The organism is Streptomyces sp. NPDC048254 (assembly GCF_043201895.1).
Classification (GTDB): domain Bacteria; phylum Actinomycetota; class Actinomycetes; order Streptomycetales; family Streptomycetaceae; genus Streptomyces.
Genome location: NZ_JBICZJ010000002.1, coordinates 424,285 through 439,234, shown reverse-complemented (window position 1 = coordinate 439,234; position 14,950 = coordinate 424,285). Strand labels below are relative to the sequence as shown.

Annotated in this window: 14 protein-coding genes; 5 read left to right on the top strand and 9 right to left on the bottom strand. The window is 70.2% G+C overall.

Annotated features, from left to right (window positions below; genetic code table 11):
* The first annotated feature begins 32 nt into the window (after positions 1 to 32).
* The 4 genes from ACGFZQ_RS07315 (at position 33) to ACGFZQ_RS07300 (ending at position 4,286) form a co-directional block, all read left to right on the top strand.
* Positions 33 to 1,310, top strand: coding sequence for an MFS transporter (locus ACGFZQ_RS07315; RefSeq protein WP_393839526.1), 1,278 nt, complete (start codon positions 33 to 35; stop codon positions 1,308 to 1,310).
* A gap of 82 nt (positions 1,311 to 1,392) precedes the next feature.
* Complete coding sequence (locus ACGFZQ_RS07310) at positions 1,393 to 1,950, top strand: hypothetical protein (RefSeq protein ID WP_393839525.1); 558 nt, start codon at positions 1,393 to 1,395, stop codon at positions 1,948 to 1,950.
* 113 nt (positions 1,951 to 2,063) lie between these two features.
* Positions 2,064 to 3,161 carry a DNA polymerase III subunit beta gene (gene dnaN, locus ACGFZQ_RS07305; protein ID WP_393839524.1) on the top strand — a complete coding sequence of 366 codons (1,098 nt, stop codon included), beginning with the start codon at positions 2,064 to 2,066 and terminating at the stop codon, positions 3,159 to 3,161.
* 111 nt (positions 3,162 to 3,272) lie between these two features.
* Positions 3,273 to 4,286, top strand: coding sequence for a sigma-70 family RNA polymerase sigma factor (locus tag ACGFZQ_RS07300; RefSeq protein WP_351748716.1), 1,014 nt, complete (start codon positions 3,273 to 3,275; stop codon positions 4,284 to 4,286).
* On the opposite strand, the gene ACGFZQ_RS07295 is transcribed toward ACGFZQ_RS07300, so the two are convergent.
* The gene (locus ACGFZQ_RS07295) at positions 4,170 to 4,514 is read right to left on the bottom strand and encodes an STAS domain-containing protein (protein ID WP_393839523.1); all 345 of its coding nucleotides are present in this window, start codon (positions 4,512 to 4,514) and stop codon (positions 4,170 to 4,172) included. The genes ACGFZQ_RS07300 and ACGFZQ_RS07295 overlap by 117 nt on opposite strands.
* 196 nt (positions 4,515 to 4,710) lie before the next feature.
* Between ACGFZQ_RS07295 and ACGFZQ_RS07290 the strand changes: the two genes are divergently transcribed.
* On the top strand, positions 4,711 to 5,631 hold the full coding sequence (locus ACGFZQ_RS07290; protein ID WP_393839522.1) for an AEC family transporter: 921 nt from the start codon (positions 4,711 to 4,713) through the stop codon (positions 5,629 to 5,631).
* Between the two features lie 7 nt (positions 5,632 to 5,638).
* On the opposite strand, the gene ACGFZQ_RS07285 is transcribed toward ACGFZQ_RS07290, so the two are convergent.
* The 8 genes from ACGFZQ_RS07285 to ACGFZQ_RS07250 all read right to left on the bottom strand — a co-directional run bounded on the left by ACGFZQ_RS07285 (position 5,639) and on the right by ACGFZQ_RS07250 (position 14,757).
* On the bottom strand, positions 5,639 to 6,223 hold the full coding sequence (locus ACGFZQ_RS07285) for a Uma2 family endonuclease (protein WP_393839521.1): 585 nt from the start codon (positions 6,221 to 6,223) through the stop codon (positions 5,639 to 5,641).
* Positions 6,224 to 6,318: 95 nt separating this feature from the next.
* Positions 6,319 to 7,602, bottom strand: a complete 1,284-nt coding sequence (locus tag ACGFZQ_RS07280; RefSeq protein WP_393839520.1) for a thymidine phosphorylase — start codon at positions 7,600 to 7,602, stop codon at positions 6,319 to 6,321.
* Positions 7,603 to 7,666: 64 nt separating this feature from the next.
* A complete protein-coding gene (locus ACGFZQ_RS07275) occupies positions 7,667 to 8,071 on the bottom strand; it encodes a cytidine deaminase (RefSeq protein ID WP_382533160.1) in 405 nt (134 codons plus the stop codon).
* Positions 8,068 to 9,330: an ABC transporter permease gene (locus ACGFZQ_RS07270; RefSeq protein ID WP_393839519.1), complete on the bottom strand. Its 1,263-nt coding sequence runs from the start codon at positions 9,328 to 9,330 to the stop codon at positions 8,068 to 8,070. The genes ACGFZQ_RS07275 and ACGFZQ_RS07270 overlap by 4 nt, the downstream gene beginning before the upstream one ends.
* Positions 9,330 to 10,451, bottom strand: a complete 1,122-nt coding sequence (locus ACGFZQ_RS07265) for an ABC transporter permease (RefSeq protein WP_351748706.1) — start codon at positions 10,449 to 10,451, stop codon at positions 9,330 to 9,332. Before ACGFZQ_RS07265 ends, ACGFZQ_RS07270 begins: the two co-directional genes overlap by 1 nt.
* Complete coding sequence (locus tag ACGFZQ_RS07260) at positions 10,448 to 12,163, bottom strand: ABC transporter ATP-binding protein (RefSeq protein WP_351748735.1); 1,716 nt, start codon at positions 12,161 to 12,163, stop codon at positions 10,448 to 10,450. The genes ACGFZQ_RS07265 and ACGFZQ_RS07260 overlap by 4 nt, the downstream gene beginning before the upstream one ends.
* 268 nt (positions 12,164 to 12,431) lie before the next feature.
* Complete coding sequence (locus ACGFZQ_RS07255) at positions 12,432 to 13,478, bottom strand: BMP family ABC transporter substrate-binding protein (RefSeq protein ID WP_351748705.1); 1,047 nt, start codon at positions 13,476 to 13,478, stop codon at positions 12,432 to 12,434.
* 247 nt (positions 13,479 to 13,725) lie between these two features.
* Positions 13,726 to 14,757: a BMP family protein gene (locus tag ACGFZQ_RS07250; RefSeq protein ID WP_393839518.1), complete on the bottom strand. Its 1,032-nt coding sequence runs from the start codon at positions 14,755 to 14,757 to the stop codon at positions 13,726 to 13,728.
* Positions 14,758 to 14,950 lie beyond the last annotated feature (193 nt).

Here is a 14,950-nt window from a genome sequence, read left to right as displayed (position 1 = left end):
ACGGATCAAAAAGGGGTCCGTACGTTCGAGGTATGTCTCCCGCCAGTACCGGGGCGTCCACCGCCATGGACGCCGCAGCGACCGTCCCCGTCTCCGACACCTCCGACTCCCGTATGGCCCCGGGCGGCCCCGGCTACCGCCGGATGAGCTTCGCCCTCTTCCTCGCCGGTGTCGCGACCTTCGCCCTCCTCTACTCCACGCAGGCGCTGCTGCCGCTGATCTCGGACGGCTTCGGGGTGAGCGCGAGCGACGCGAGCTGGACGGTGGCGGCGGCGACCGGCGGTCTGGCGCTGTTCGTCATCCCGATGAGCGCCCTGTCCGAGCGTTTCGGGCGTCGTACGGTCATGACCGCGTCGCTGGCGGTGGCGGTGACCGTGGGTCTGCTGGTCCCCTTCGCGCCGTCGCTGGGCGTGCTGGTGGTGCTGCGCGGCATCCAGGGCGCCGCGCTGGCCGGGCTGCCGGCCTCGGCGCAGGCCTACCTGGCGGAGGAGGTCCGCCCGAGGGCGCTGGTCACGGCGATAGGCCTGTTCGTCGCGGGCAACAGCGTCGGCGGGATGAGCGGCCGGGTCATCACCGGCTGGGTCGCGCAGGAGTGGGGCTGGCGGGTCGCGGTGGGCGTCATCGGCGTGATCGCGGTCGGCTGCGCGGTGGCCTTCCGGCTGCTCCTCCCGGCCCCGCGGCACTTCAGGGCGGGCTCGCTGCACCCGCGTCGGCTGCTCGGCACGGTCCGCGACCATCTGGCCAACCCGCTGCTGCGCCGCCTGTACGCGATCGGCGCGCTGTTCATGACCGTCTTCGGCGGCGTGTACACGGTGATCGGCTACCGCCTGACCGAGGCACCGTTCTCGCTCCCCCAGGGCATCGTCGGCTCGATCTTCCTCGTCTACCTGGTCGGTACGGTGTCGGCGTCCACGGCGGGCCGTCTGGTCGGCCGGCTCGGCCGCCGGGGCGCCCTCTACCTGGGCGGCGGCACGACGGCCGCGGGCCTGCTGCTCTCCCTGTCCGACTCGCTCCCGCTGGTCCTGCTGGGCCTCGTCCTGATCACCGCGGGCTTCTTCGCGGGCCACGCGGTGGCCTCCTCGGCGGTCAGCAAGACGGCCACCCACGGCCGGGCCCAGGCCTCCGCCATCTACCAGTCCGCGTACTACATCGGCTCCAGCGCGGGCAGCACGGTGGGCGCGCTGGCCTTCCACGCGAGCGGCTGGTCGGGAACGGTGGGGGTGGCCCTGCTGGCGATCGCGGGCGTGGTGGCCATCACGGTGCTGGGCTCGGTGGCGGCCCGACGGCAGGTCGTGGCCACCGCCCACTGAACCGGCCCCACAGCGCGGAGGCTCTTCGGTCCGTGCGCGGGGAAGCAGGGCGAGTGCGAAGGAAGATCACCACTCTGCATGAGTGCTCTCATACGATGAGTTGACCTCTCCGGAGCGTGAGCTGTGGGACGCGTTCCCCGAGGGACGCCGCGTGGATCTGCGCACGGGTGTGCCCGAGGACGACCAGGTCGCCGAGGGTGGGCGGTGGGGCCCCGGGCGGACGGTGCGGGCCACCGTGATCGTGGCGCTCCTCCTGGGCGCGAATACCGCGCGACCGGGCGCCGTAGCGTGTCTGAGGCTCGCCGGAGCGAGGATAAGCGGGCGCCTCGATCTGGCCGGCGCGCAGATCGGTCAGTCCCTCTGGATCGAGGACTGCTGGCTCTTCGCCCTGGCCATGCTGGGCACGCTCGCGTTCGGCACCCACTCCCCCAGACCGGTCCAGCGAGGCGACGGCACCCCGTTCCAGCCCCTCGTCTACACACTCGACCTCCTGATCCCCTTCGGTGGTCTGGGCCAGCGCACGGCCTGGTACTTTCCGAACGGCGGCCTCCAGTGGCTGGCCTACCTCCTGATCGCCCTCGGCTGGGTACTGACGACCGCCCTCATCACGGGTGTCACCCGCACCCTGCAGAAGAACTAGCGGCCGGCAGCCGGGCGCCCCACCACCGTCCGCCCTGCTCGGAACCCGTTGTCAGTGGCCGCCGATAGCGTCCGCCGGACATGACTGACCGGCATGCGCAGGGGGTTGGACCTATGGAGTTCCGGATCGAACGCGGGAGTCTCACCGAGGCCGTGGCCCGGGCCGCCCGCACGTTGCCGGCCCGGACACCGGTGCCGGTGCTGGGCGGGCTGCTGCTGTCGGCGGACATGGGCCGGCTGACGATCTCCGGCTCCGACTTCGAGACGCACGCGCGCGTGGAGGCCGACGCCGAGACGGCCGCCGGCGGACAGGTGCTGGTCCTGGGGCGCAGGCTGCTGGACATCTGCCGGGTGCTGCCGGACGGCCCGGTGAGCTGTGCGCTGGAGGGCACGCGGTTCACCATGCAGGCGGGCGGCACCGGTTTCGGCCTGTCGACGCTGCCGCGCGAGGAGTACCCGGCGGCTCCGGCACCCCCGCCGCCGTACGGCGAGGTCGACGCGGCCGCCTTCGCCGCCGCCGTCGGGCAGGTCGCGGTGGCGGCGGGCCGGGACGAGACGCTGCCGGTGCTCACCGGTGTCCAACTCCGGCTGGACGGCGATGAGATGACCCTGTCCGCGTCCGACCGCTACCGCTATGCCGTACGACGGCTGGAGTGGCGGCCGGCCGCCGACGGCGAGCCGGTGGAGGTGCTGGTCCCGGCCCGGCGGCTGCTGGACGCGGCCCGGCCGACCGGCCGGAGCGGCACCCTGCGCATCGGGCTCGACGCCTCGCTGGTGAGCTTCGAGGGCGGGCGGACGGAGACGGTCCTGCGGCGGCTCGAAGGGCGGCTGCCCGGGTACCGGACCCTGTTCGACATGGCGGGGGCCGCCGTCGCCGAGGTGGGGCGCGCGGAGCTGGCGGAGGCAGTGCGGCGGGTGGCGGTGGTGGCGGAGGCGAACAGCCCGGTGCGGCTGGACTTCACCGCCGGCGACGGGTCGGCGCGGGTACGTGCCGGATACGGCGACGACATGGCCGTACAGCGGCTGCCGGCCCGGCTGAGCGGTGCCGAGGAGGCGGGCGTGGCCTTCAACCCCGCGTATCTGCTGGACGCCCTGAACTCCTTCGAGGGGGCCGAGCTGCGGCTGGAGCTGCTGGGCGCGGGGCAGCGGGCGCTGCTGTCCTGCGGCAGGGCCCACCAGCATCTGCTCATGTCCGTGAGGCAACTGGTCTGACCTGGGCTTTTCCGCACTCCGGGGGTCATTGTCAGTGGGCTGCGGTAGCTTCCAAGTGCTGGAGCGCAACGGCGCGCGAACAGGAACGGCCACAGGGGTGGGTGGACGGAAATGAGCAACAGCACGGCGACGGCGGAGCTCGACGTCGCACTGGAGAAGCACCGGACCGAGCTGACCGGGTACTGCTACCGGATGCTCGGCTCGTCGTTCGAGGCCGAGGACGCCGTGCAGGACACCCTGGTGCGGGCCTGGCGGAGCTACGACAAGTTCGAGGGCCGCTCCAGTCTGCGGTCGTGGCTGTACCGGATCGCGACCAACGTCTGCCTGGACATGCTGTCCGCGGGCAACAAGCGGGCCCGTCCGATGGACCTCTCCGAGTCGACCCCGCTGGCCCGGGCGGCGCTGTCGCCCCGGCCCGACAACACCTGGCTGGAGCCGGTGCCGGACGCACGGGTGCTGCCGACCGTGGACGACCCGGCGGAGGCGGCCGTGGCCAAGGAGTCCGTCCGCCTCGCCTTCATGGCCGCGCTGCAACAGCTGCCGCCCAAGCAGCGGGCGGTGCTGATCCTGCGCGAGGTGCTGGCCTGGAAGGCCAACGAGGTGGCCGAACTGCTCGGCACCACCGTCGCCTCGGTCAACAGCGCCCTGCAGCGGGCCCGGGCCACACTGGCCGAGCAGCAGCAGTCGGGCGCCGCCGCCGACGTCTCCGACCCGCTCGACGAGGAACAGCAGAAGCTCCTGGAGCGCTATGTCGCGGCCTTCGAGGGCTACGACATGACGGCGCTGACGGCGCTCCTCCACGAGGACGCCATCATGACGATGCCGCCGTTCGACCTGTGGCTGGTCGGCCACGAGGACATCGCCGGCTTCATGACCACCATCGGCTCCGCCTGCGAGGGCTCGCGGCTGTTCCCGGTCCAGGTCAACGGCCTGCCCGGGTTCGCCCAGTACAAGCCCGACCCGGACACCGGCGGCTGGAGCCCCTGGTCGATCCAGGTCCTGGAGATCTCAGACGGCCGGCTGACCGGGTTCCACTTCTTCCTCGACACCAAGCGCTGGTTCCCGCTCTTCGACCTCCCCCTCCACCTGGAGGCGAAGCCCGACGAAGCGGAGGAGGGAGCGTAGGGCGGGGTCGGGGTCCCGCAGCCGTATCCGCCCCCCGGCCCGGCGGGCGGTCAGCTCCAGCCGGGCCAGCAGATCGACGGCCGCCAGTCCTGGCGGCCCGATCCCGGCGACATCGCAGACGACGATCCCGGCCGCGCCGGCCGCCAGCAGCGACCGCACCTCGGTACACAGCCCGGCCACCGCGTCCTTGGCGACGGGGCCGGGCAGTACGAGCACGACGGGGGGCATGGCATCCACGAACCGGTAGACCGCCGTCGGCTCGACAACTCATCGGTAGGGTGCCGGGCTCCCCCGCGGTCGTCGCGCAGATCACAAGGATCGCAACGTTGACCTGCACCTGACCGACCCCGAGGGTTAGCTGTATGTCCCACCGATCAGCGAAGCCCTGCCCACCCGACGGCCTCCTCCCCCGCGAGGGGGTCCCGTGCAGGGGGTGCTGAGCGGCTTCGCGGTCATCGCGATCGTCATCGGAGTGGGATACGTCCTCGGCCGCGGCGGCCACCTCGGGATCAACGGCCGCGAGGTCCTGACCAAACTGGCCTTCCACGTCGCCTCCCCCGCCCTGCTCTTCACCACGCTCGCGAGGGCCGACCTGGCGGTGATCTTCTCCAGCCGCCTCCTGGTGACGGCCCTGAGCACGGCGGCGGCCGCGGGCGCGTTCGTGGCGGTGGGCGCCGGGCGCCACTGGGGCGTGGGCCGTACGACGATCGGCGCGCTGTGCTCCAGCTACGTCAACTCGGGCAACCTGGGCATCCCGATCGCGGTGTACGTGCTGGGCGACGCGTCCCTGGTGGCGCCGGTCCTGCTCTTCCAGGTGGTCGTCCTCACCCCGGTCGCCCTCACGGTGCTGGACCTGTCGGGCATGGGCGAGAAGGGCCCCTGGTGGCGCCGGCTCCTCGCCCCGCTCCGCAACCCGATAGCCGTCGGCTCCCTCACCGGGGTCCTGGTCTCGGCGCTCGGCCTACGCCTCCCCGGCCCGGTGATGGACCCCCTGACCCTGATCGGCAACATGTCGGTCCCGGCGGTGCTGCTCGCCTTCGGCATCTCCCTGCACGGCAGCACCCCGCCCGGCCGGGGCCGCGACCGGCACCCGGTGTTCCTGTCCGTCGCCCTGAAGTCGGTGGGCCAGCCCCTGGTCGCCTGGTCCCTGGCGTCGGCCGTCTTCGACCTGCACGGAGCACCCCTGCTCGACGTGACGGTGACCTCGGCGCTCCCGGCCGCGCAGAACCTGTACACCTACGCCAGCACCTACCGCGTGGGCGAGGAGCTGGCCCGCGACTCGATCCTGCTGTCCACGGTGCTGGCGGTACCGGTACTGGTCGTGGTGGCGGCGATGCTGGGGTGACGGCAGGTCAGTCGACGGGGAACTCGGCGGTGTCGATCGTGAGGTCGAACGGCTCCGGCAGCTTGACGGAATCGCCGAACTTGACGGCGCTGAGGACCCGGTAGACGTCTCCCTTGGGTTCGCCGTAGAGCGTCGCGGTGGGGCCGCCCGGCGCCCAGCGGTCGATGAGCAGGTACAACGGGATGCCCGCGGTGGCGTAGGCGGCGGGCTTGCTGACGCGGTCGTGGCGGGCGTTGGACTTGGAGGTGACCTCGACGACGAGTTCGGCGGCAGCCGCCGGAATGTGGGATTCCCCCTCCACACACTCCTGCACAGGTGCCACCACCAGGTCAGGAATCAGCATGCCGAGGCGCGACGGCACAGCAATGGCCAACGTCTGGTAAACCCCCCAATCCTCGGGGATCACGCTGTAGAGGCGACGGTGGACGCGTTCGGCAATCATGTTGTGGCGGGAGGCGGGAGCAGGTGACACGGTGATGATCCCCTCGATGATCTCCACCTTGCTGCCCTCGGGCCATTCCATCTCCTCCCAGTACCGGACGAGTTCGTCCCAGTTCTGGTCGGGGTCCTGGCCCACGGTGAGTGCGCTCATGGCGGTCTCCTTCGGTTGCGTCACCGATCCCAGCATGCCGAACGGGACCGGTGCAGGTCCACCGGTCCCGTTCACCCGTATGAGGAAACGCCTGGTCAGGCGATACGTTCCAGCACCACCGGCGCGGCGGTGAACTCCGTGCCCGCCGCCGCGATGTCGTACGAGCCCTCCACTGACTGGAGCGCGTACTCGAAGCGCTCCGGGGTGTCGGTGTGCAGGGTCAGCAGGGGCTGGCCCGCGGTGACCGTGTCGCCGGGCTTGGCGTGCAGCTCGACGCCCGCGCCCGCCTGCACCGGGTCCTCCTTGCGGGCACGGCCCGCGCCCAGGCGCCAGGCGGCGACGCCGATGCCGTAGGCGTCCAGGCGGGTGAGGACACCGGAGGCCGGCGCCTTGATCACGTGCTGCTCCTTGGCCACCGGGAGCGCCGCGTCCGGGTCGCCGCCCTGGGCCGCGATCATCCGGCGCCAGACGTCCATCGCCGAGCCGTCGGCCAGCGCCTTCGCCGGGTCGGCGTCCCTCAGGCCGGCCGCGTCGAGCATCTCGCGGGCCAGGGCGAGGGTCAGTTCGACGACGTCGGAAGGACCGCCGCCGGCCAGGACCTCGACCGACTCGCGGACCTCCAGGGCGTTGCCCGCGGTGAGGCCGAGGGGGGTGGACATGTCGGTGAGGAGCGCGACCGTCTTCACGCCGTGGTCGGTGCCGAGGCCGACCATGGTCGAGGCCAGTTCGCGGGCGTCGGCGAGCGTCTTCATGAAGGCGCCGGTGCCGACCTTCACGTCCAGGACCAGGGAGCCGGTGCCCTCGGCGATCTTCTTGGACATGATCGAGGAGGCGATCAGCGGGATCGCCTCGACCGTGCCGGTCACGTCCCGGAGCGCGTACAGCTTCTTGTCGGCGGGGGCCAGGCCGTCGCCGGCCGCGCAGATCACCGCGCCGGTGGTGTCCAGCACGTTCAGCATCTCCTCGTTGGAGAGCAGGGCGCGCCAGCCGGGGATCGACTCCAGCTTGTCCAGGGTGCCGCCGGTGTGGCCGAGGCCCCGGCCGGAGAGCTGGGGGACGGCGGCACCGCAGGCCGCGACCAGGGGGGCCAGCGGGAGGGTGATCTTGTCGCCGACACCGCCCGTGGAGTGCTTGTCGGCGGTCGGGCGGGACAGGGACGAGAACTCCATGCGCTCGCCGGAGGCGATCATCGCCGCCGTCCAGCGGGCGATCTCGCGGCGGTTCATGCCGTTGAGGAGGATGGCCATCGCGAGCGACGACATCTGCTCGTCGGCGACCTGGCCGCGGGTGTACGCGTCGATGACCCAGTCGATCTGCTCGTCGCTGAGCTCACCGCGGTCCCGCTTGGTGCGGATGACGGAGATGGCGTCCATGGCCATGACGTTCCCTTCGAAGCATTGCGAAGCGTACGGCCCCTCCCGGCGAGGAGGGGCCGTACGGGAGTTACTTGGTGAGATGGGCCGGGCCGAAGGCCTGGGGCAGCATCTCGGAGAGGGGCAGGACGCCCTCCGGAGTGTCCAGGAGGAGGTCCGGGCCGCCGAACTCGTAGAGCAGCTGGCGGCAGCGGCCGCACGGGACGAGCAGGCCGCCCGTGCCGTCCACGCAGGTGAAGTGGGTCAGCCGGCCGCCGCCCGTGCGCTGGAGCTGGGAGACAAGACCGCACTCGGCGCACAGGCCCAGGCCGTACGACGCGTTCTCCACGTTGCAGCCGGTGACCGTGCGGCCGTCGTCCACCAGGGCCGCGACCCCGACCGGGAAGCCGGAGTAGGGGGCGTACGCGTGGGACATCGCCTCGCGGGCCTCGGCCCGCAGGGTCTCCCAGTCGAAGCCGGCGGCCGCGGTGGTCACTTGCCCTGCCCCTTCCGGTACGGCAGGCCGTCCGCCTTCGGCATCCGCAGGGACTGCGCGGACAGCGAGAGCACCAGCAGGGTGACGAGGTACGGGGTCGCGGTCACGAGCTGACGCGGGACCTCGTTGGTGGAGGCGTACCAGATGAACATCAGGACCGAGATGACGATCGTGATGACGGCCGGGACGTACTTCTTGCGCCAGGCCAGGTAGACCGCGCCGAAGACCAGCAGGATCGCGAGCAGCAGGATCAGCGCGTGCACGTTGACGGTGCCGCCGCGCAGGTTGAGGCTGTCGGTGTAGCCGAACAGGCCCGCGCCGAGCGCCAGTCCGCCCGGCATCCAGTTGCCGAAGATCATCGCGGCGAGACCGATGTAACCGCGGCCGGCCGTCTGGCCGTCCAGGTAGACGTTCGAGGCCACGATCGAGAGGAACGCGCCGCCGAGGCCGGCGAAGCCACCGCTGATGATCACCGCGATGTACTTGTACTTGTAGACGTTGACGCCGAGGGACTCGGCCGCGACCGGGTTCTCACCACAGGAGCGCAGGCGCAGGCCGAAGGCGGTGCGCCACAGGACCCACCAGGTGATCGGTACGAGGGCCACCGCGATCACCGTCAGCGGCGAGAGGTCGGTGAGCAGACCGCCGACCAGGCCGCCGAGGTCGGAGATCAGGAACCAGTGCTTCTCGTTGAGCGTGTTCAGCCAGTCGGACAGGCCTGGCACGCTGAAGGTGCCGAGCGAGTCGATCGGCGGGGACTGCTTGGAGGAGCCGCCGGCGGCGTCCTCGAAGGTGAACTTCGAGAGGTAGCGGGTGGCGCCCAGGGCGAGGATGTTCAGGGCCACACCGGAGACGATGTGGTTGACGTTGAAGGTGACGGTCGCGACAGCGTGCAGCAGGGCGCCGAGCGCGCCGCCGATGATGCCGAAGATCACGCCGACCCAGGGGCCCCACTGGTAGCCGGCCCAGGCGCCGAACCAGGTGCCGAGGATCATCATGCCTTCGAGGCCGATGTTGACGACGCCCGCGCGCTCGGCCCACAGACCGCCCAGACCGGCGAGGCCGATCGGCACGGCGAGGCGCAGCGCGGTGGACATCTGGCCGGTGGAGGTGATGCCGTCGGCGCCGGTGATCAGGCGGACGGCCGAGGTCAGGATCAGTACGCCGGCGATGACCAGCAGGAGTACCGGGAGCGACATTCGGCGGCCGCCCTTGCCGGGCTGCTTCGCCTGCGGCTTGGCGATGGTCGCGGTGGACATCAGGCCGCCACCTCCTTCTTGGTGTTCTGGGCGGCGGCCGCGGCGAGCTCCGCGCCGACCTGGCGCTGCTGGCGGCGCAGGCCCCACTGGCGTACGGCTTCGTAGGAGATGACCACGGAGAAGACGATCAGGCCCTGCATGATCGTGGCGATCTCCTTCTCGTACGCCACCGGGGTCGCGTAGTCGAGGGCGGGCGAGGCCTTGTCGAGGAAGGCCCAGAGCAGGGCGGCGAAGGCGATGCCGCCGGGGTTGTTGCGGCCGAGCAGGGCGATGCCGATGGCGGTGAAGCCGAGGCCGGCCGGGAAGCTCAGGCTGTAGGTGTGGGTGTCGCCGAGCAGCAGCGGCAGGCCCGCGAGACCGGAGACCGCGCCGGAGATCAGCATGGAGATGAGGACCATGCGCTTGGCGTCGACGCCGGAGGCGGCCGCGGCGGACTCGGAGGCGCCGGTGGCGCGCAGGTCGAAGCCGAAGCGGGTGCGGTTGAGGACCACCCAGTAGGCGATGCCGAGGGCGATGGCGACGAACACCATGCCGTAGATCTCGCCGACGTCCGAGCCCAGGTTGATGCCCGGGAACCAGCCGGACTTCTTCATGTCGCCGGTCGTCATGTTGTTGCCGACCTGGACACCCCAGATGTTGGCGAGGGTGACATAGCCGATGACGCTGGTGGCGATGGCGTTCAGCATGATCGTGGAGACGACCTCGCTGACCCCTCGGGTGACCTTGAGGACGCCCGCGATGCCGGCCCAGAAGGCGCCGGTGAACATGGCGACCAGGAGCAGCATCGGGATCTGCAGGAAGGCGGGCAGGCCGATGTTGGCGCCGACCACGGCCGTCATCACGGCGGCGAGGCGGTACTGGCCGTCGACGCCGATGTTGAACAGGTTCATCCGGAAGCCGAGGGCGACCGCGATGGCCGCGATGTAGTACATCGCCGCCTGGTTGATGATCAGCACCTGGATGTCCGAGTACGGCAGCTGCTGGAGCATCAGGGAGTACGGCTCGAACGGGTTGCGGTTCGAGGCGAGCAGCACGATCGACGTCAGTGCGATCGCGAGGACGAGCGCGATGACCGGGCCGGCCAGCGCGAGGAGCACCCGCTCCTTGTCGAACTTCTTCATCGGGCCTCGTCCTCCGGACCAGCGGCGCCATCGTGTGCTTCTGGGGCGGTGTCTACGTGTTCCAGGTGGCCGGACGCGGCACCCGTCATGGCGGAGCCCAGCTCCTCCGGGGTGATGGTGGCCGGGTCGGCGTCCGCGACCAGCTTTCCGTCGAAGATCACGCGGAGCGTGTCCGACAGGCCGATCAGCTCGTCGAGGTCGGCGGAGATCAGCAGCACGGCCAGGCCCTCCCGGCGGGCTTCCCGGATGCGGTCCCAGATCTGCGCCTGGGCGCCGACGTCCACACCGCGGGTGGGGTGGGCGGCGATCAGGAACTTCGGGCTGTGGCTCATCTCGCGGCCGACGATCAGCTTCTGCTGGTTGCCGCCGGAGAGGGAGGCGGCGGTGACGTCGATCCCGGGGGTGCGGACGTCGTACTCCTCGACGATCCGGCGGGTGTCGGCCTGGGCGCCCTTGATGTCCAGCCAGAAGCCCTTCGCGTTGGGCTTCTCGGTGACATGGCCGAGGATGCGGTTCTCCCAGAGCGGCGACTCCAGGAGCAGGCCCTGGCGGTGCCGGTCCTCGGGGATGTAGCCGATACCGGACTCACGGCGCTTGCGGGTCGCCCAGGGGGTGACGTCCTCGCCGAGGAACTCGACGATGCCGGAGTCGGCGTTGCGGGTGCCGATCAGGGCGTCGATCAGCTCGGTCTGGCCGTTGCCCTCGACGCCGGCGATGCCCATGACCTCGCCGGCGTGGATGGTGAAGGTGACGTCGTCGAGGACGCGCTTGGCCGCGCCGGGGGTGGTGGCCTCGGTGAGGACGTCGGCGCCGGCCGTGGCACCGGCCGAGCCGGGGGTCGCGGTCTCGGGCTGCGCGCCGAGCTCGCCGAGGGAGGCGCCGCCGCTGGCGTAGACGGTGAGGTTGCGGACGGTGATGACCGGCTTGTCGGTGACCGTGGACTCGGCGGTCTCCGGGGTGGGCAGCTCGCTGCCGACCATCAGCTCGGCGAGCTGGCGCGGGGTGGTCTCGGAGGGGATCGCGGTCCCGACGGTCGTACCGCGGCGGATGACGGTGATGTCGTCGGCCACCGACAGCACCTCGCCGAGCTTGTGCGAGATGAAGATGACCGACAGGCCCTCGGACTTCAGCTCCCGCAGGTTGTCGAAGAGTGCGTCGACCTCCTGCGGGACGAGGACGGCGGTGGGCTCGTCGAGGATCAGGGTCTTGGCGCCGCGGTAGAGGACCTTGAGGATCTCCACGCGCTGCCGGTCGGCGACACCGAGGTCCTCGACCAGGGCGTCGGGGCGGATGCCGAGGCCGTACCGGTCGGAGATCTCGCGGATCTTCTTCCGGGCGTTGCCGCCGATGCCGTACAGCTTCTCGCTGCCGAGCACGACGTTCTCGAGGACGGTCAGGTTGTCGGCCAGCATGAAGTGCTGGTGGACCATGCCGATGCCGCGCGCGATGGCGTCGGCCGGGGACGCGAAGGTGACCTGCTCGCCGCCGATCGCGATGGTGCCCTCGTCCGGCTTCTGCATGCCGTAGAGGATCTTCATCAGGGTCGACTTGCCGGCGCCGTTCTCACCGACGAGGGCATGGACGGTGCCCTTGCGGACCGACAGGTGGATGTCGTGGTTGGCTACGACACCCGGGAATCGCTTGGTGATCCCCGCCAGCTCGACCGCGGCTGTCGTCTCTGCGGTGAGCGGAGGGCTGCTGGACGCGTCGATGGCGCACTCTCCTCGGGAACGGGGCCATCTACGCGCGTAGCGCCCCTGCTTTAAATAGTGCCCGGACCTGACCGAGCTTTTTTGACTCTCGATCCGTTCCGAGCATTCTGCCGCGCGAACGGGGTGGGTCCCCGCCGTAGCCCGTCGGGATCCGGGTCTACGGCAGGGGCGCGGGAGGAAAATCCTGCCCGCACCCCGTTCCGTGGCCGTAACGCTGCCATTACGGCGCGCCTTTGACCATGTCTACGACAAGATCATGACCCCTGGGTCAGGAGGTCTTGACCGTGATCGAACCGTTCTTGATGCCGTCCTCGGCCTTCTTGATCGCGGCCTGCATGGCGGCGTTGTTCTTGAAGGTCGGGTTGGAGTCGGACAGGCTCACGCCGCCGGTGGCCAGGCTGGCGCGGATCTCGCCGGTCTCCGGCTTGCCGTCGTGGACGGACTTGGCCAGGTTGTAGACCGCGCCCGCGACGTCCTTCATGGCCGAGGTGAGGATGGAGTCCTTGTACTGGGCCAGCGCGTCCTGCTTGTACTGGTCCGAGTCGACGCCGATCGCCCACACCTTGTGCGCGGCGGCGGACTTGATGACGCCCTGGCCGGAGAGGCCGGCGGCGGCGTAGACGACGTCCGCACCGGCGTCGATCTGGCCGTCGGCCGCGTTCTCGCCCTTGTCGGGGCTGGAGAAGCCGCCCTCGGCGGCGGTCTCGGTCAGGTACTGCGACTTGACCTTGACGCCCTTCTTGGTGTCCGCGACGCCCTGCTCGAAGCCGGCCTCGAACTTGTGGATCAGCGGCACGTCCACACCGCCGACGAAGCCCACGGTGTTGGTCTTGGTGGCCTTGGCGGCGGCGACACCGGCCAGGTAGGACGCCTGCTCCTCGTGGAAGACGAGGTCGGCGACGTTGTCGGCCTTGATGGTGTTGTCGTCGATGATGCCGAAGGTGACCTTCGGGAACTTCGCCGCGACCTCCTTGACGGCCGGCGCGTAGGAGTAGCCGACGCCGATCACCGGGTTGTAGCCGGCCTTGGCCAGGGTCTCCAGGCGCTGCGCCTTGTCCGCGTCCGACTCGCCGTCCTGCGGCTCGACGGCGGTGGACTTGTAGCCGTACTGCTGGTCGGCCTTGTCCATGCCGGCGGTCGCGGCGTCGTTGAAGGACTGGTCGCCCTTGCCGCCGACGTCGTAGGCGAGAGCCAGACCGAGGTCCTTGCCCTTGCTCGCGGAGGACGAGGTGGAGGAGCTGCCACAGGCGGAGACTGTGACGGCGAGAGCTGCGGTTGCAACGCCTGCAACCGCGATACGGGACACCCGGCGCATGGAACTTGACTCCTTTGTGCAAGCGCCCAAACCAGGCGCTGGTTCCGCGGCAGCGTAACGCGCGTAGACGAACCGGAAAACCCCCAATGTCCGGTCCGTTATCTAGCTGTGGCCACAGTCACCGTCCAAGGCTACGCACAGCAGTGCGCCCCTTGCAGGAGGCAAGGGGCGCAGGGACTGCAACGGCGGCGCTCAGCCGGCCGCACGCGCGTACGACCGGCTCACCCGGCCGCGCATATATGCCGGATCACTTGGTGTTGACGGTGACCTTGCCGTCGATGATGTCCTGCTTGGCCTTGTCGACGGCCGCGACGACCTTGGTGAGGGCCTTGTACTTCGGGTTGGTGTCCGCGAAGCCGACCCCGCCGGTCTTCAGGGTGCCGTTGACGACACCGCTCTCCGGCTTGCCCTCGTAGACGGACTTCACCAGGTCGTACACCGCGCCGCCGACGTTCTTCAGCGCGGAGCCGAGGATGTAGTCCTTGTACTTGGCGAGCGCGTCCTGCGCGTACTGGTCGGAGTCGACGCCGATCGCCCACACCTTGGCGGTGGCGGCGGCTTCGATCACGCCCTGACCGGAGAGACCGGCCGCGTGGTAGATGACGTCGGCACCGGAGTCGATCTGCCCCTGGGCCGCGGTCTTGCCCTTGTCCGGGCTGGAGAAGCCGCCCTCGGCCGCGGTCTGGGTCAGGTACTGCGACTCGATCTTGATCTTCGGGTTGACCGACTTGGCGCCCTGGTCGAACCCGGCCTCGAAGGTGTGGATCAGCGGGATGTCCACGCCGCCGATGAAGCCGATGTGGTCCTTCTTGGTGGCCGAGGCGGCGGCGACACCCGCGAGGTACGACGACTGCTCGGCCGCGAAGACCATGTCGACGACGTTCTTCTCGTTGATCGTCGAGTCGTCGATCATGCCGAAGGTGATGTTCGGGTACTTGGCGGCGACCTCCTTGACGGCGGGCGCGTAGGAGTAGCCGACCCCGATGATCGGGTTGTAGCCGGCCTTGGCGAGCGTGTTGAGGCGCTGCACCTTGTCGGCGTCGGACTCGCCGTCCTGCGGCTCGATGTCCGAGCCGCCGATGCCGAAGTCCTTCTCGGCCTTCTGGAAGCCGGCGTAGGCGGCGTCGTTGAAGGACTGGTCGCCCTTGCCGCCGATGTCGTAGGCAAGGCCTATGCCCTTGCCGTTGTACTTGCCGGACGAGTTCGTGGCCGTGTCACCACTGTCCTGGCTGGACTTACCGCATCCGGCGGCGGCGAGGGCGATGACGGCGACGGTCACCGCGGCTTGGGAGGCCCTCGTTCTGCGAGAGATTCCCCTAGAGACAAAACGCACAGCAAGCACCCCTTCGTCCCCACGGCACCGTCACCGGCCCGCTTCCCCAATCGGCCACCTGCGGTGGCGATTTCGGCGCACAGTAACGCGCGTAGACGGGGAGGGGAACGGGGTTTCTCATTGCCGTTATCGAACCGTG